12 protein-coding genes are annotated in these 16,739 nt (G+C 71.7%); 5 read left to right on the forward strand and 7 right to left on the reverse strand.

Features of this window, described 5'->3' with window-relative positions; all coding sequences use genetic code 11:
* Positions 1–132 precede the first annotated feature (132 nt).
* On the reverse strand, positions 133–786 hold the full coding sequence (locus tag QIT00_RS25310) for a mycothiol-dependent nitroreductase Rv2466c family protein (RefSeq protein ID WP_282537697.1): 654 nt from the start codon (positions 784–786) through the stop codon (positions 133–135).
* Between the two features lie 146 nt (positions 787–932).
* Between QIT00_RS25310 and pepN the strand changes: the two genes are divergently transcribed.
* Both pepN and QIT00_RS25320 read left to right on the forward strand, forming a co-directional pair.
* Positions 933–3,536, forward strand: a complete 2,604-nt coding sequence (gene pepN, locus QIT00_RS25315) for an aminopeptidase N (protein ID WP_282537698.1) — start codon at positions 933–935, stop codon at positions 3,534–3,536.
* Positions 3,537–3,765: 229 nt separating this feature from the next.
* The gene (locus QIT00_RS25320; RefSeq protein WP_282537699.1) at positions 3,766–4,701 is read left to right on the forward strand and encodes a hypothetical protein; all 936 of its coding nucleotides are present in this window, start codon (positions 3,766–3,768) and stop codon (positions 4,699–4,701) included.
* A 124-nt stretch (positions 4,702–4,825) separates the two neighbouring features.
* Here the strand turns inward: QIT00_RS25320 and QIT00_RS25325 are convergent, their stop codons facing one another.
* From QIT00_RS25325 to QIT00_RS25335, 3 genes are all read right to left on the reverse strand, one after another.
* Complete coding sequence (locus QIT00_RS25325) at positions 4,826–5,980, reverse strand: serine hydrolase domain-containing protein (protein WP_282537700.1); 1,155 nt, start codon at positions 5,978–5,980, stop codon at positions 4,826–4,828.
* A gap of 101 nt (positions 5,981–6,081) precedes the next feature.
* A complete protein-coding gene (locus QIT00_RS25330; protein ID WP_282537701.1) occupies positions 6,082–7,836 on the reverse strand; it encodes a TIGR03767 family metallophosphoesterase in 1,755 nt (584 codons plus the stop codon).
* A 205-nt stretch (positions 7,837–8,041) separates the two neighbouring features.
* Positions 8,042–8,488, reverse strand: coding sequence for an NUDIX hydrolase (locus tag QIT00_RS25335; protein ID WP_282537702.1), 447 nt, complete (start codon positions 8,486–8,488; stop codon positions 8,042–8,044).
* A 186-nt stretch (positions 8,489–8,674) separates the two neighbouring features.
* On the opposite strand from QIT00_RS25335, the gene QIT00_RS25340 reads away from it, so the two are divergent.
* Positions 8,675–11,902, forward strand: coding sequence for a S8 family serine peptidase (locus tag QIT00_RS25340; protein WP_282537703.1), 3,228 nt, complete (start codon positions 8,675–8,677; stop codon positions 11,900–11,902).
* Positions 11,903–11,984: 82 nt separating this feature from the next.
* On the opposite strand, the gene QIT00_RS25345 is transcribed toward QIT00_RS25340, so the two are convergent.
* Positions 11,985–12,698, reverse strand: coding sequence for a hypothetical protein (locus tag QIT00_RS25345; RefSeq protein WP_282537704.1), 714 nt, complete (start codon positions 12,696–12,698; stop codon positions 11,985–11,987).
* Position 12,699: 1 nt separating this feature from the next.
* On the reverse strand, positions 12,700–13,233 hold the full coding sequence (locus tag QIT00_RS25350) for an RNA polymerase sigma factor (protein WP_282537705.1): 534 nt from the start codon (positions 13,231–13,233) through the stop codon (positions 12,700–12,702).
* Between the two features lie 193 nt (positions 13,234–13,426).
* Here QIT00_RS25350 and QIT00_RS25355 point away from each other — a divergent pair, with 193 nt between their 5' ends.
* Positions 13,427–14,443, forward strand: coding sequence for an aspartate-semialdehyde dehydrogenase (locus QIT00_RS25355; protein WP_282537706.1), 1,017 nt, complete (start codon positions 13,427–13,429; stop codon positions 14,441–14,443).
* A gap of 120 nt (positions 14,444–14,563) precedes the next feature.
* On the opposite strand, the gene QIT00_RS25360 is transcribed toward QIT00_RS25355, so the two are convergent.
* Positions 14,564–15,763 (reverse strand): MFS transporter, encoded by a 1,200-nt coding sequence (locus QIT00_RS25360; RefSeq protein ID WP_282537707.1) that lies wholly within the window; start codon positions 15,761–15,763, stop codon positions 14,564–14,566.
* 85 nt (positions 15,764–15,848) lie between these two features.
* Here QIT00_RS25360 and QIT00_RS25365 point away from each other — a divergent pair, with 85 nt between their 5' ends.
* On the forward strand, positions 15,849–16,730 hold the full coding sequence (locus QIT00_RS25365) for a LysR family transcriptional regulator (RefSeq protein WP_282537708.1): 882 nt from the start codon (positions 15,849–15,851) through the stop codon (positions 16,728–16,730).
* Positions 16,731–16,739: the final 9 nt, after the last annotated feature.

A 16,739-nucleotide genomic window follows, 5' to 3' on the forward strand; every position in this document is an offset into this window, starting at 1 on the left:
GACGAGCAAGCCCCAGAACGCCCCACCTCGTGATCGTCTTCTCAACCTTCACCGGGCGGGCGGAATGAGGAAGGGCCCCCGAGAGGACATGACTCTCGGGGGCCTTTCTGTTCTTGAGGTCCAGGTTGGAGGTCAGTCCAGGTTGGAGAAGTCCGGCTCCTTCGTGCGGGTGCGCTTCAGCTCGAAGAAGCCCGGAGTCGAGGCGACAAGCAGCGTGCCGTCCCAGAGCTTCGCGGCCGCCTCGCCCTTCGGGGCCGGGGTGACGACCGGGCCGAAGAACGCGACCTGCTCACCGTCCTCGCCGGGCACCGCGATGACGGGCGTGCCGACCTCCTGGCCGACCTTGTCGATGCCCTCGTGGTGGGACGCCCGCAGCTCCTCGTCGTACTTGTCCGAGTCGGCGAAGTCGAGGAGGGATTCGGGCAGGCCCACGTCCTTCAGGGCGGCGGCCATCGTCTCGCGGGTCGCGCCCTCGCCCCGGTTGTGGAACCGCGTGCCCATCGCGGTGTAGAGGTCGCCGACGACCTCGTCCCCGTGCAGTTGCTGCGCCGCCGTCACCACGCGGACCGGGCCCCAGCCGGTGGAAAGCAACTCGCGGTAGTGCTCGGGGAGTTCGTCCAGGCGGTTCTCGTTCAGGACGCTGAGGCTCATCACATGCCAGCGGACCGTGACCGGGCGGACCTTCTCCACCTCGACCATCCAGCGCGATGTCATCCAGGCCCAGGGGCACAGGGGGTCGAACCAGAAGTCGGCGATCACCGTGTCGTTCGTCGCCTTGGTCGTCATGTCTCTCCTCGTACGGAATCCAGTAGCCGTCGTGCGCGTCCAGTGGCCGATAACAGCGGGCGCGGCCCGGGCATTCCCGGATGTCCGGTCCCGCGCGCACATGGCAGGATCGGGAAACACTCGAACAAGGCCGAAGAGGAGTGCTTGTGCCCGGTGAGAACCTGTCCCGTGACGAGGCCCGTGAGCGGGCCGCCCTGCTGTCCGTCGACGGGTACGACGTCGCCCTCGACCTGCGGTCCGCCATCGGGGGCAGCGAGACCGGGACGCGGACCTTCCGGTCGGTGACGACGATCAGGTTCCGCTGCACCGAGCCGGGCGCCGCGACCTTCGTCGACCTGATCGCCCCGTCCGTCACCGCCGTCTCCCTGAACGGCACGGACCTCGACCCGTCCGAGGTCTTCGACGGCTCCCGCATCGAGCTGGAGGACCTGCGCGCGGAGAACGAGCTGGTCGTGGACGCGCAGTGCGCCTACAGCCGGACCGGCGAGGGCATGCACCGCTTCGTCGACCCCGAGGACGGCGAGGTGTACCTCTACACGCAGTACGAGCCCGCCGACGCCCGCCGGGTCTTCGCCAACTTCGAGCAGCCGGACCTGAAGGCGCCGTACCGGATGGAGGTCACGGCGCCCGAGGGCTGGACGGCGTGGTCCAACGGTGTCGGAGAACTCGTGGACGGGGTCTGGAGGTTCGCGGAGACCAAGCCGATCTCCACGTACATCACGGCGTTCGTCGCCGGTCCGTACCACTACGTCACCGACACGTACGAGCGCGTCTTCGAGGACGGTACGCGGCTCACCGTCCCGCTGGGCGCGATGTGCCGCAAGGGGCTCGCCCCGTACTTCGACTCCGACGACGTGTTCCTGGTGACGAAGCAGGGCCTGGACTTCTTCCACGACCACTTCGACTACCCGTACCCCTTCGGGAAGTACGACCAGGCGTTCGTGCCCGAGTACAACCTCGGTGCGATGGAGAACCCGGGCTGTGTGACGTTCCGCGAGGAGTTCATCTTCCGCGGCAAGGTGACGCGGGCGTCGTACGAGCGGCGGGCCAACGTCATCCTGCACGAGATGGCGCACATGTGGTTCGGGGACCTCGTCACCATGCGGTGGTGGGACGACCTGTGGCTCAAGGAGTCCTTCGCGGACTTCATGGGCTCCTTCTCGATGGTCGGCGCGACCCGGTTCACCGACGGCTGGATCACCTTCGCCAACAACCGCAAGTCCTGGGCGTACCGCGCCGACCAGCTGCCCTCCACGCACCCCATCACGGCCGACATCCGTGACCTGGAGGCGGCCAAGCTCAATTTCGACGGGATCACGTACGCGAAGGGCGCGTCGGTGCTTAAGCAGCTCGTCGCGTACGTCGGGCAGGACGCGTTCCTGGAGGGCGCGCGGCGCTACTTCAAGCGGCACGCGTACGGGAACACGGAGCTGGGCGACCTGCTGTCCGCCCTGGAGGAGACCTCCGGCCGTGACATGGGCGAGTGGGCGCGGGCGTGGCTCCAGACGGCGGGCGTCAACACCCTCACCCCGCTGGCCACTTACGACGGTGAGGGCCGCATCACCGAGCTGGCCGTGCTCCAGGAGGCGGTCGCTGCGCCTGATCAGCCGACTCCGTCGGCGGGCCACCCTCACCCTCAACTGCGGCCGCACCGCGTTGCCGTGGGCCTGTACCGGCTGAGCCCGGAGGGTGAGCTCGTGCGGTACGCCCGTGCCGAGACCGACGTGGACGGTCCGCGCACCGTCGTCGCGGAGCTGGCGGGCGAGGAGCGGCCCGCGCTGATCCTCGTCAACGACGACGACCTCACGTACTGCAAGATCCGTTTCGACGAGGGGTCGTTGGACACGATCCGCGCCCACCTCGGGGATCTGACCGACCCGTTGGCGCGGGCCCTGTGCTGGACAGCGCTGTGGAACCTGACGCGGGACGCGCTCATGCCGGCGCGGGACTTCATCGGGCTCTTCCTCCGGTTCGCCGGGCAGGAGAGCGACATCGGTGTGCTGCAGATGCTGCATGCCTGGGCCCGTTCCGCGCTCACCCACTACGCCGCCCCGGACTGGCGCGCGGAGGGCGGGCGGCTGGTCGCCGAGGGCGCCCTGCGCGAGCTGCGGCTCGCCGAGCCGGGCAGCCAGCACCAGCTGACGTGGGCCCGGTTCTTCGCCTCGGTGGCGTCGGCCGACGCCGATCTGCAGCTGCTCCAGGGGCTCGTCGACGGCACCGCGAAGATCGACGGGCTCGACGTCGACCAGGAGCTGCGCTGGACCTTCCTCGAACCGCTCGCCACGCACGGCCGGGCCGACGAGGCCGCGCTCGGCGCGGAGTTGGCGCGCGACGACACCGCGTCCGGGAAGCGGCACCAGGTGCGGTGCCTGGCCGCGCGTCCCTCGGCGGCGGTCAAGGCACAGGCGTGGGCGCAGGTCGTGGAGTCGGACGCGCTGTCCAACGCGCTGGTCGAGGCGACGATCGCCGGGTTCGCGCAGCCGTCGCAGCGGGAGTTGCTCGCGCCGTACGCGCCGAAGTACTTCGACGTGCTTGAGCGGGTGTGGGAGGAGCGGTCGATCCAGATCGCGATGCATGTGGTGCGGGGGATGTTCCCGGCGCTGCTCGACTCTCCGCGGACGCTGGCGGACACGGACGCGTGGCTGGCGTCCCACGCGGATGCGGCGCCCGCGCTGCGCAGGCTGGTCCTGGAGGCCCGGGACGACCTCGCGCGCGTACTGCGCGGGCAGGCGTGTGACGCGGGGGCGTAGTCCTGGTACGTCCTCGTACGGAACGGGGGTTCGGGGCCGTGCCCCGGACCCCCGTTTGTGCGACGGCGCGAACTTGTGACAAGTCAGGTGAACGCCCACCCGTAACCCCCGAATGGACCTGCGCCTTTCGGTCCGCCCCAGCGAGAGCTTTAGGGCGGGCTTGTCCGCGTTCGTCAACGGGGTCGTAACAGCGGTTAGCGGGCCCGGTGAGCCCGGGAATCTGCCCGTCATGAACCACAACTCCCCCGTGTCGCACCGCCCTTCACCCCCGCAGGAGCTGCTGCCCGGAGTCTTCCTGCCGCATCCCGGGCCCCCGACGAGCGAGGAGCGGCTGCACGCCGTCCTGCTCTACGCGCGACGGCCGCCGGGCCCCGGCCCCGTACCGCAGCAGGCGCCTCGGCCGGTGGAGGACGGAGCGGTGCTGCCGTACGAGGAGGCGATGATCACGGGCCTCGCGGCGCTGGCCCTGCACCAGCTCCCCTCCGCTCCCCCGCTGCGCTCCCTCGACCGGATCGACGTCCTCGTACCGCGCACCCGGCGCCTGCGCTCCACCGGCTGCGCGCGGATCGTGCGCAGTGCGGCGCTGCCGCGGCCGCAGCAGATCGCCGGGGTGCATGTGGCGCCGGTGCCGAGGGCGCTCGCGGACGCGGTCGAGCGGCTCACCGACGGCGGCACGGTGCGTCGGCTGCTCACCGAGGCCGTACGCGAGGGGCACTGCGAACCGGCCGCGATCGTGCGGGAGTTGGAGCAGGCCCGGCTCCTCGATCGGCCGCACGTGGTGGACGCCGTGGAGTCGCTGCTCGCCGAGGGCCGGGCCGTCGCGGAGGACCGGCTGTTCCAGCTGGTCCGGGAGTTCGGGCTGCCCGACCCGGTGTGGAACGTGGACCTGCGCCTGCCGGGCGGCCCGCACCTCTGCGGGGTCGACGCGTTCTGGCCGGACCAGTCCGTGGCCGTGCAGCTGGACATGCGGGCGGCGCCGGAGGACGAGTGGTCCGAGTATGTGCGCAGGCGTGAGCACCTGGAGCAGTTGGGGATCACGGTGGTGCATCTGACGCCCGCGAAGCTGCGGGGGGCTCTGGACCAGCAGGCGACGGTGGTGCGGACGGCGTTGATGGCGGCGGCTGATCGGGATCCGGCGGCTTATGTGGTGGTGCTGCCGAGGTAGGGGCCTTTTTCATCCCCTCCCCGCCCCTTCCCGAAAGTCCTGCGGACAGCCACGGGGGCCAGCCCCCGGACCCCCGCTCCTCAATCGCCGGAGGGGCTCAATTTGAGCCCCTCCGGCGCGGCCGCTACTCGCCGCAGAACTCCGCCTCGATGATCGGCCCCGCGTCCCCCGCCCAGTCGCCGTTGAAGTTGAAGGCCAGGGCGTGGCGGCCGTTCTCGGTGGTCACTCCGTACGTGCCCGAGCCGTTGATGCCGCCGGAGTGGCCCCAGATCTCCTTGCCGCAGGACAGGCCGGCCATCTTCATCAGGCCGAGCCCGTACGTCAGGTTCGGGGCGTCGTCCCCGGTCGGGACCGTCGCCTTCATCTCCTTCAACTCCCGCTCGGGCAGCAGCTTTCCGCGCAGCAGGGCGGAGTAGAAGCGGTTGATGTCGGCCGAGTCGGAGATCATCGCGCCCGCCGCGCCCGCCACGGACGGGTTCATCTCGGTGACGTCGTGGATCGGCACGTCCTGGTCCGCTGGCGCCAGCTTCGAGTAGGCGCGGCTGCTCGGCTCGGCCACGGTGGGGTCGGTGCCGGGCAGGCTGGTGGCGTCGAGGTCGAGGCGGTCGATGATCCGGTCCTCGATCTCGTCCGCGTAGGAGTTCCCGGTGACCTTCTCGACGATCATTCCGGCGAGGACGTAGTTGGTGTTGGAGTAGCTCCAGTCCGTGCCCGGTTCGAAGGTCGGCTCGTGGCGCATCGCGACGGCGACGAGCTGCTCGGGCTCGTACGTGTCGTAGCGGTGCTTCAGGAAGTCCGTGGTGAAGGACTTGCGCGCGATGTCCGGGTCCGCGGTGTAGTTGAAGATTCCGCTGGTGTGGTTGAGGAGTTGGCGTACGGAGATCTTCGAACCGTCGTGGCCGTTGCCGTGGACGACGCCCGGCAGCCACTTCTCCACCGGGTCGTCCAGGTCGACACGGCCCTCCGCCTGGAGCTGGAGCAGCACCGTCGACACGAAGGTCTTGGTGAGCGAGCCGATCCGGTAGCGGTCGTGGGCGCTGCGCGGCGTGCCGGACTCGCGGTCGCCGACACCTGAGGTGCCCTTCCACGTGCCGTGCGCGTCCCGCGCCTGGCCCGCCACTCCGGGCACGCCCGCCGCCACGGCCGCGTCCATCGCCTTCTGCGTCGCCCGGTGCCCCCCGCCGGATTCGGCCTGGGCGGGCGAGGTGAACGCGGTCGCCGTCAGCGCCGCCACCGTCGCGAGTCCCACCAGGCCGGTCCGCACCGTACGTACTGCCATGAGAGTCCCCCTGCTTCCTTGTTCTGTTGGTTCTCCTCTTGGCGGGCAGGACTCCGGACAGAGCCGAGGGGTTGATCGGCCAGGGCCCGAGGGGGCCGGAATCAGCCCTTCCGGAGGACGAGTTCGGTGTTGCGGTCGTCCCGGTCGCCGCCGAGATCCGGCTTGCGACCGGGGGCGTTGAAGGCCAGCTCGCGGTAGAGCGCGCCGAGTCCGGGCTGGGAGAGATCGGCGAGATCCGTACGGTGCGGGGCGGACGACTCGATGAGCGTGGTGAGCACGGACAGCGTGCCGTCGTGGTTGTCGACCAGCTCCACGACGCGGGCGAGCTGCGGGTGGTCGATGTGCGAGGCGGTGGTGATCTCCCAGAACGAGCCGTGCGGGGTGATCCTGTTGCGGTGGCTGTGGCCGTTGATCCACGCGAGCACACGGCTGTGCCGGCCGAGCAGTTCGAGGACCTCCTCGCCGCCGTGCCGGGCCTCGCGCGGCCGGTCCGGGTCGGGCCGCAGGTTGCGCATGCTGGTGCTGGTGTGGTGGCTGAAGACGACGACGTACGAGCCGTCCTGCTCGGCCCGGGTCAACTCCCGCTCCAGCCAGTCGAGTTGGGCGGTGCCGAGGGAGCCCTCGTAGTGGCCCGCCGGGTCCGTGGTGTCGAGGCTGATGCCGAGCACGTCGTCGGCGATGCGGAACGCGTAGTACTGCGTGCCCGCGTCCACGTTCTCCCGCGTGTAGCCGTGGCCGATGGGACCGGGGCCCGCGTACGCCGGGTCGAGGTGGGCGCGTACGTACTCGGTGGGGGTGAACGGGGCGCGGGAGGCGTCCGGGGTGATGGAGCGCAGCCGCTTCCGCTCGGTCCGCATCAGCTCGCGGAACTGCTCGCCCTTCGGGTCCCGGCCCTTCTTCACGCTCTTCCAGAACGCGGCCGCGCGGTCCTCGGGCAGCGACATCAGCTTCTTGCCGCCGACCGCGAATTCGTGGAACCACGCGTCGCCCGATGCGTAGCAGCCGCCGGGCAGGGAGTCGTGGTTGCCGACCGTCGAGTACCAGGGCAGGTTCAGGCCGGGGCTGCGCACCTCGCGGGTGGCCGCCTCCAGGAAGCCGGGGATCGCCGGGAAGCCGAGCTGCTTGTCGGCGTCGCGGAAGTCGGCGCGGTCCGGGTGCCAGTACTGCTTGAGGCCGCTGTCCTGGACGCCTTCGTAGTGGCGCGGGTCGCCGGTGTTGGGGGTGACGCTGCCGCCGCTCATCGTCCGCAGGAACCAGTCGAGTTCGGCGCGCGAGTTGTTGTCGGTGTTGTCGCCGGTCGTCATGACGAAGCTGAGCGGGGCGCCGGTGGCGGGCGCGCCGCGCAGCGCGTTGACCCGCTCGACGAGCGCGACCGCGCCCGCCACCGACAGGGTCTCCTGCGGCCGCCAGGCACTGGACGTCTCGGCGCGCACGTACTCGTACCGCAGCGGGTGCTGGGTGTCCACGATGTGCAGGTCGGTGAACTGCACGAACGCGGCGAGCGCGGTACGCCGGTCGGCGCGGCCGGACTCGGGGGCGGCGAGGTCGGTGCGGACGACGCGCTCCCAGCCGGGGCCTTCGCCGAGGCGGACATAGCCCTGGCCTGCGGGGCGGGGCGCGGAGGTGCTGTGCAGGGTGGTGCCGCTGATGTACGGGGTGAGCGGGGCGGCGGGGGCCTTGCGGGAGGTGAGCGCGGTGCCGGCTTCCGGGCGGGCGGCGGCCGGGCGGGCGGCGTTGGCCTCACCGCCGCTGAGGCCGACGGCGAGGCCGATGCCCGTGGAGGCCGAGACGGCACCCGCGGCGGCGAGGAAGGAACGGCGGTCGAGGCTGGCGGCGACAGAGCGGATGCGCGGCATGGCGCGGTCTCCCCGGGTGCGGTGCGTTCGCGGCTGCGGTCCTTTGGATGCTTGGCACCGGGGGTGGCCTGTGTGTGAACGCGGGTGCAACGGGGGCGGCCGATCGGGGGTCGCGCGGGCTGTGCGGGTGGGGGGCGCCTGCGGCGGGCTTCTCTCCCCGCCCCGCCCCTTCCCGGAACTGGGGCTCCGCCCCAGACCCCGCTCCTCAATCGCCGGAGGGGCTCAATTTGTTGGCGCGCCACAACCGCAACCCCACGTCCACCAACCCCACCCGAGCCAACTCCCCCACCGCCCCCAGGTCATGCCACGCCGCCCTGTCCGTCGAGCCGGACTCCTCGTGGCGCAGGGTGCCTCCCGTGATCCGGGCCTCGTAGACCAGGCGCAGGCCGTGGAAGTCGGCGAACGTGCCGAGTTTGCGGGGGTAGCGGCGGCGGATCGAGTCGACGCCGAGGAGGGTGACCGGCTCGACCTCGTAGCCGGTCTCCTCCTCGGCCTCGCGGATCACCGTGTCGTAGGGGTCCTCGCCGTGCTCCATGCCGCCGCCGGGCAGCGTCCACCGCATGTCGGCCTCGCCGCCGGACAGGCGGGCCAGGAGCAGTTGTCCGTCTCGTACGCACACGGCGTAGGCCGCCACCCGGAGTTCCTCACGCATCCCCGAACGTTACGGCCACACGGCGATACCGATCACTCGATGGTCACTTTTTGGCGAACTCTCCCCAAAAGCAGGTCAGTTGCGTAAAGCTATGCGGTCATCCGGTCCCGAATTGCGGACCGTTCCTTCAGCACAGGGATGCAGATGACCTCAAGACCAGGTGCGAGACGTGCGGCTCGGATAGCCATGGCCGCCTCTCTCGCGGCCGCGCTGTCCGCGACCGCGCCCATGCCCGCCTTCGCCGCCGACGGACCGGCCCCCGCTGCCAAGTCCGACCCCTCGCCCGGCGACAAGCTGGGCGCCTCCGACGCCCGGCTGCTCGACGAGGCGATAGCCGACGGGGACAAGACCGTCACGATGATGGTCGCCACCGCGCCCGGCGCCACCGAGAAGGTCGCCGAGCAGCTCGACTCGGTCGAGGGCGGCTCGGTGGGACGTACCTACGACAAGCTCGGGTACGTACGCGCCACGGTGCCCACGAAGCGGGCCGACGCCGCGATCGAGGGCGCCGCCGAGCTCTCCTCCGTGCACGGCATCGACCTGCGCCACGAGGTGAAGCTGGACGACCCGACGCCTGCGGCCGACCGGGCGAAGGGCGCCAAGTCGGCGGACCAGGGGGCGAGTTACCCGGCGCCCGGCAAGAAGACCCCGGCGAAGAACCCGTACAACCCGTCCTTCGAGACCGGTGCCGTCGAGTTCGTCCGGAAGAACCCGAAGGCGGACGGGCGGGGCGTCACCATCGGCATCCTGGACTCCGGGGTCGACCTCGGACACCCCGCGCTGCAGAAGACCACCACCGGCGAGCGGAAGATCGTCGACTGGGTGACGGCCACCGACCCGGTCATCGACGGCGACGGCACCTGGCGCCGGATGAACACCCCCGCGGCCGGGCCCACGTTCACCTTCGACGGGCGGAGCTGGACGGCCCCCGAGGGCTCGTACCAGGTCAACTGGTTCCGTGAGTCCGCCTCCACGGGCGGCGACGCGAACGGCGACCTGAACCGGGACGGGGACACCACGGACAAGTGGGGTGTGCTGTACGACGCCGAGTCCGGGACCGTGCGCGTCGATCTGAACGACGACGCGGACTTCACCGACGACGAGGCGATGAAGCCGTACAAGGACGGCTTCCAGGTCGGCTACTTCGGCAAGGACAAGCCGGAGACGGACGTCGTCGAGCGAGTGCCGTTCGTGGTCGAGATCCGCAAGGACGTCACGTACAACGCCGCGGGCGACCAGGCCGACTACGTCAACATCGGCATCATCGAGTCCGAGCACGGCACCCATGTCGCGGGCATCACCGCCGCCAACTCCCTGTTCGGCGGCCGGATGAACGGTGCGGCGCCGGGCGCGAAGCTGGTCTCCTCGCGGGCCTGCACCTGGAGCGGCGGCTGCACCAACGTCGCGCTCACCGAGGGCATGATCGACCTCGTGACGCTGCGCGGCGTCGACATCGTCAACATGTCCATCGGCGGCCTCCCCGCGCTGAACGACGGCAACAACGCGCGCACGGAGCTCTACAACCGGCTCATCGACACATACGGCGTGCAGCTGGTGATCTCCGCGGGCAACAGCGGCCCCGGCGTGAACACCATCGGCGACCCGTCGCTCGCCGACAAGGTGATCTCCGTCGGCGCCTCCATCTCGCGCGAGACGTGGGCCGCCAACTACGGCTCGGTGGTGGAGCAGCGCTACTCGATGCTGCCGTTCTCCTCCCGCGGCCCGCGCGAGGACGGCGGGTTCACGCCGACGCTCGCCGCGCCCGGCGCCGCCATCAACACCACGCAGACCTGGCTGCCCGGCAGCCCGGTCGCCGAGGCGGGCTACGAACTGCCCGCCGGGTACTCGATGCTGCAGGGCACCTCGATGGCCTCGCCGCAGGCCGCGGGCGCCTCGGCGCTGCTGATCTCGGCCGCCAAGCGCAAGGGCATGGAGCTCACCCCGAACGCGCTGCGCACCGCGCTCACCTCCACCGCCCACCACATCCGCGGCTTCCAGCCGCACCAGGAGGGTGCGGGCCTGATGGACGTCGTGGACGCCTGGGAGTCCATCGAGGACGGCGCGAAGGCACACTCGTACGACGTGAAGGCGCCCGTCGACACGGCCCTTGAGCAGGAGCTGAAGAAGTCCGGCACCGGCATCTACGACCGTGAGGGCGGCCTGCGGACCGGCCAGAAGAAGACGTACGACGTGACCGTGACGCGTACGAGCGGGCCCGACCGCACCCTGACCCACAAGGTCGAACTGGCCCGCAACGACGGCACGTTCAGGCTCGCGAGCCGCAGCCGGATCGCGCTGCCGCTGAACAAGCCTGTCACCGTGAAGGTCACGGCGAAGCCCCGCACCGCCGGGGTCCACTCGGCCATCGTCGAGCTGGACGACCCGCGCACCGAGGGCACCGACAAGCAGATCATGTCGACCGTCGTCGTCGCGCACGACCTGAAGAAGCCGTCGTACGCGTTCGAGGCGCGCGGCTCGGTGCAGCGCAACAGCACCGAGTCGTACTTCATCACCGTGCCCGAGGGCGCCAAGTCCCTCGAAGTGGCGCTCGGCGGCCTGCGGAAGGGCAGCCAGACGCGGTTCATCTCGCTGCACCCGTACGGCGTCCCGGTCGACCCGACCTCCACGGTCAACTGCTACCCGAACTACGCGAACCCGGCGAACACCTGCCGCCCGGACCTTCGCTCGTACGCGGACCCGCAGCCCGGCGTGTGGGAGCTGGAGGTCGAGTCCCGGCGTACGTCGCCGCGGCTCGACAACCCGTACAAGCTGGACGTCTCACTGCTCGGCGTCGCCTTCGACCCGGCCGTGCAGACCGTGCCGGAGGCGAAGATCGGCGAGGCGGCGCCCGTCGAGTGGAAGGTCACCAACGGGTACGCGGCCGTCGACGGCGAGCTGAAGGGCGGCCCGCTCGGCTCGTCCAAGGCGGCCCGCCCGACGATCAAGCACGGTGAGTCGCAGGAGACCACCGTGGTCGTGCCGGAGGGCGCCGAGAAGCTGGACGTCGCCATCGGCAACCCGGCCGACAAGACCACCGACCTGGACCTGACGGTCGTCAAGGACGGCAGGGTCGTCGGCCAGGCGGCGGACGGCGACTCCGAGGAGGCGGTCAGCCTGGCCAAGCCCGCGCCGGGCACGTACACGGTCATCGTCGACGGCTACTCGGTCCCGTCCGGGTCCACGGCCTACGACTACCTCGACGTGTACTTCGCACCGTCGCTCGGCGAGGTGAAGGTCGACTCCGGCGAGCCGCTGAAGCTGGCCAACGGGGCGAGCGCGCAGATCGGCGCCGAGGTCGTGGTCGCGGGCGCGGCGCCCGAGGGGCGGCAGTTCTTCGGCGAGGTGCAGGTGCTCAACTCCCGTGGGACGGTCGCCGGTTCGGGGAGTGTGCGGATCGAGAAGGTGCTGCCCTGACGCTCTGGCGCCCTGACGCCGTGATGCCCTGACGGCGACAGGCGGCACGCGGGCCCCGGACGGCTGAGCCGTCCGGGGCCCGTCACACGTCGGGGCGGGTGTCGTCTCGGGGCCAGCCGCAGGTCATCTCCCGCGCCCCCGGCAGCGCCCGCTCGATCCAGGCGCGCTCGCGGGCCACATCCTCGCCGGTGGACCAGTGGCTGGGGTGCACGGAACCGCGCGGGACGAGGACCAGGGTGTGGTCGCCGGGGCGAAGGCGTGGGTCGACGTTCACGTCCATCACGAACGACACCTCGTGGCCGCCCCGCTTCTCCGGCTTGTACGAGCGGGTGACGTCGAGCGTGATGCGGTCCTGGAGAGCGCCGGGCAGCGAGTCGACGCGTACGACGGTGCCCTCGACGATCAGCCGGGCGCAGGCGATGGCGCCCTCGGCGGTCATCGCTGCGCCCCCGGCGCCCTGCCCGCCCTCCCGTCCCGGCGCGGCGGACAGCCAGATCGTGCCGCCGAGGAGGGCGGCCGCGCAGCTCGCGGCGAGGGCGAAGAGTGCCGTACGGCGGGTGCGGGTGCGGGGCGGCGGGAGGGGCTCCGGTGGTCGGCCGAGCGCGTCCCCGAGGCGGTGCAGTTCCGCGCGCAGGAGTGCGACATCCGTCACAGCGGCCCGGTACGCGGGGTCGGCGCGCAGCTCGTCCGGCGGGTCCTCGCCCGTGATCGCCGCCATCAGCGGATCGGCCGGCGGGTCGTTGGGGTCCCTGTGGTCCCTGCGGTCCCTGTGTTCCCTGTGGTCCCTGGGGCTCACGTCACACCACCTCGTCCTCGTGCAGCCGGGCGCGCAGGGCCTGTACGGCCGCGTGCAGGCGGCTCTTGACCGTGCCCTCGGGGACACCGAGCTCGTGCGCGATGGCGCGGACGGGGAGGTCCGCGTAGAAGCGCAGCACGAGCACCTGGCGCTGGACGGCCGTCAGGTCGTCCAGGCCCTCGGCCAGGGTGAGCGACCACACCTGGGACTCCTCCACCGACCCGGCCACCGACTCCTGGCGCAGCGCCGCGAGCCGTTCGCCGAGGCGTTCCTGGCGCGCCCTGGCCCGGTGCCAGTCCATCGCCAGGTTGGAGGCGACGACGGCGGCCCAGGCGGAGACGTCGCGCGGCGCCTCCCGGCCGTCCGCGGCGCGCTCCAGAAGCTTGAGCCGTACCTGCTGGACGCCGTCCGGCAGCTCGGACCGCGGCACACCGCCGAGTGCGAGGACGGCCCGTACCCGGCCCTCCTGGGCCGCGCTCAGCGGGTCGGTCCGCTCATCACCCGCCTCGCTCCGACGTGATCTTCCGCGCAGCATCCCCCCGCCCTTCGCCGCCCTGCGTTTCCCCTACGACGCCGGGTGCGCCGGAAACGTTCGGTCCCGCGCCGGGCTCGGTGTGGCGTCTTGCACGTCGGACAATGGATTGGACAAGCCGGACCTGGACAGACGCATCATGGATGCCAGAGGGCATGGACGGATGACGTCATGCACGGAAATGCGGAGGAACCCTGTGAAGGTCGGAATCGTCGGAGCCACCGGTCAGGTCGGCACGGTCATGCGCAAGATCCTCGTCGACCGGAAGTTCCCGGTCGACGAGCTGCGCCTGTTCGCCTCGGCCCGCAGCGCCGGGTCGGTGCTCGACGGTGTGACCGTCGAGGACGCCTCCACGGCCGACTACACCGGCCTGGACATCGTGCTGTTCTCGGCCGGCGGTGCCACGTCCAAGGCGCTCGCCGAGAAGGTCGCCTCGCAGGGCGCCGTGGTGATCGACAACTCCTCGGCCTGGCGCCGTGACCCCGAGGTCCCGCTCGTCGTGTCCGAGGTCAACCCGCACGCGATCGTCGACCGCCCCAAGGGCATCATCGCCAACCCGAACTGCACGACGATGGCCGCGATGCCGGTCCTGAAGCCGCTGCACACCGAGGCCGGCCTGACCGCGCTCGTCGTCGCCACGTACCAGGCGGTGTCCGGTTCCGGTCTCGCCGGTGTGGACGAGCTGTACTCCCAGGTCGAGAAGGTCGGCGCGGACGCCCCGAAGCTGACGCACGACGGCTCCGCGGTCGAGTTCCCCGCGCCGAACAACTACGTGGCGCCGATCGCGTACAACGTCCTGCCGATGGCCGGTTCGATCGTGGACGACGGCCTGAACGAGACCGACGAGGAGCAGAAGCTCCGCAACGAGTCCCGCAAGATCCTGGAGATCCCCGAGCTGAAGGTCTCCGGCACCTGTGTCCGCGTCCCGGTCTTCTCCGGCCACTCGCTGCAGGTCAACGCCCGCTTCGAGCGTCCGATCAGCCCGGAGCGCGCCAAGGAGCTCCTCGCGGGTGCGGAGGGCGTGGTCCTCGCCGACGTCCCGACGCCGCTGGAGGCCGCCGGCAAGGACGCCTCGTACGTCGGACGCATCCGTGGTGACGAGACGGTGGAGAACGGCCTCTCGCTGTTCCTCTCCAACGACAACCTGCGCAAGGGCGCGGCGCTGAACGCGGTGCAGATCGCGGAGCTGGTGGCGGCCGAGCTCAAGGGCTGAGGTCGGCTTACGTCGGGCGATCGGTGGGGGCCGGTCCGCGCCCCGTCGATCGCCCTGCGGGCTCGTCCTCAAGCGCCGGACCGGCTGCATTCTCAGTCGGTCCGGCGCTTTGCTGAATTCTCAGCCGGTCCGGCGCTTGCTGCCTGCCGCCACCAGGAGCGCGGCCGCTGCCAGCCCTCCTCCCAGCCACAGCGCCCCGTCAGCGCCGAACCCGTCCGCCGCGCGGCCGCCGAGCAGGGCGCCCAGGGCTATCGCGATGTTGAAGACGCCCACGTAGAGGCCCGAGACCGGCTCCCGTGCCTCGGGTGCGGCGGCCGCCATCCAGTTCTGGCTGGACACCGAGACCCCGCCGTACGCGAGACCCCAGACCAGCAGCAGCACCGCCGACAGGAGCAGCGAGCCCCCGGCGGTGAGCAGGGCGAGCACCCCGGCCGCGAGCACCGCGGAGATCACCAGGAGGGTGCGGCGCGGGTCGCGCGGGGCGAGGGCGCCGCCGACGAAGTTCCCGGCGATCCCCGCGGCCCCGTACGCGAGCAGCAGCCCGCTGATCAGCCCGGCGCCGAGTCCGTCGACCCGCTCAAGGACGGGCCGTACGTACGTGTACGCCGCGAAGTGACCGGCGACCAGGAACAGCACGACGAGGAGGCCCGCGCGGACTCCCGGCAGGCGGGCCGAGCCGAGGACGGCGCGCAGGGCCGTGCCGCGCTCGGCGGGCAGCGGCGGCAGGGCGAGCGCGAGGAGCAGGCCGACGGCCGCGGCGAGCAGCGCGGCGATACCGAACGCCCAGCGCCAGCCCGCGAGTTCGCCGAGGAAGGTACCCGCCGGAACCCCGACCACGGAGGCCACGGCGATGCCGCTGAAGACGAACGCGGTGGCCCGTCCCACGGCCGGCCCCGGCACCAGGCGTACGGCGATCCCCGCCACGATCGCCCACACCCCGCCGATGGCCACGCCGACCAGGACGCGCGCGGCGAGCAGGACCGCGAGGTGCGGGGCGAGCGCGGAGGCCACGTTGGCGGCGGCGAGCAGCGCGAGCAGTCCGACGAGGACGGTGCGCCGGTCGGCGGTGCGGGCGGCGACGGGCAGCAGCGGGGCGGCGAGCGCGGCGACGAGGCCGGGCAGGGTGACGGCGAGCCCGGCCGTACCCGGGGAGACACCGAGCCCCGCGGCCAGGGAGGTCAGGAGCCCTACGGGCAGCAGTTCCGCGGTGACGACGGTGAAGGTGGCGGCCGCCCCGGCGAGGACGGACAGGGGCAACGCCCTTGAGGGGGCGGCGAGTTGGGGGGCGGTGCCGGTGACCGGCGGCTCATTCGTACGCATGGCTCAAGCCAACGCCGTACGTCCTCGGGGAACAACGCCGAAGTTCTCATCCTTCAATGAGCGTGACTGATCGATCGGAGGGGGCGTGGCGGTGGAGGTCGGCGGTGGCCTGGAGGCACGGGAGCTGGAGTGCTTCCTCGTCCTCGCGGAGGAGTTGCACTTCGGCCGGGCGGGCGAGCGGCTCCTGGTCTCGCAGAGCCGGGTGAGCCAGCTGGTGCGCGCGCTCGAACGCCGGGTCGGGGCACGGCTGTTCAGCCGCAGCAGCCGCCGCGTCGCGCTCACCCCGCTCGGCGAGCGCTTCCTCGCCCGCCTCCGTCCCGCGTACGCGGAGCTGCGCGCCGCCGTCGAGGACGCGCGGTCGGCGGCGCGCGGCGTGGAGGGCACGCTGCGGCTCGGCTTCCAGGGCGCGGCGAACGCCCGGCTGATGGCGGCGATCACGGCGTTCCAGACCGCGCACCCGGGCTGCGTCACGGAGATCGTGGAGCTGCCGTTCTCCGACCCGTTCGGCGCGGTGCGACGCGGCGCGGTGGACGCGGCGGTCGTGCTGCTCCCGGTGGAGGAGCGGGATCTGGTCCTCGGCCCGCTGTTTTCCAAGGAGCGGCAGAACCTCGCGGTCGCCGCCGATCACCCGTTCACGACCCGTACGTCCCTGACGGCCGCCGAGGTCGCCGCGCTCCCCCTGGTCACGGCCGCACCCCCGGCCCCCGCGTACTGGCGCAGGGCCCACGCCCCCTCCGAGGTCCCCGGCCCGTCGGTCACCACACTCCAGGAGGGCCTGACCCTGACGGCGACGGGCCGGGCGTCCATGCTCCTGTGCCGCCCGACGTCCCGCTACCACAGCCGCAGCGACGTGGCCTACGTCCCGGTGGACGGCCTCCCCGACTCGACCTTCGGCCTGGTCTGGCACGAGGACGGCGAGACGGAGAGGGTCCGGGCGTTCGCCCGGGCGATCAGGGAGACGACCTGATCCGGCTCG

The sequence above is a fragment of the Streptomyces luteolus genome (genome assembly GCF_029968015.1).
In the GTDB taxonomy this organism is placed as follows: Bacteria; Actinomycetota; Actinomycetes; order Streptomycetales; family Streptomycetaceae; genus Streptomyces; species Streptomyces luteolus.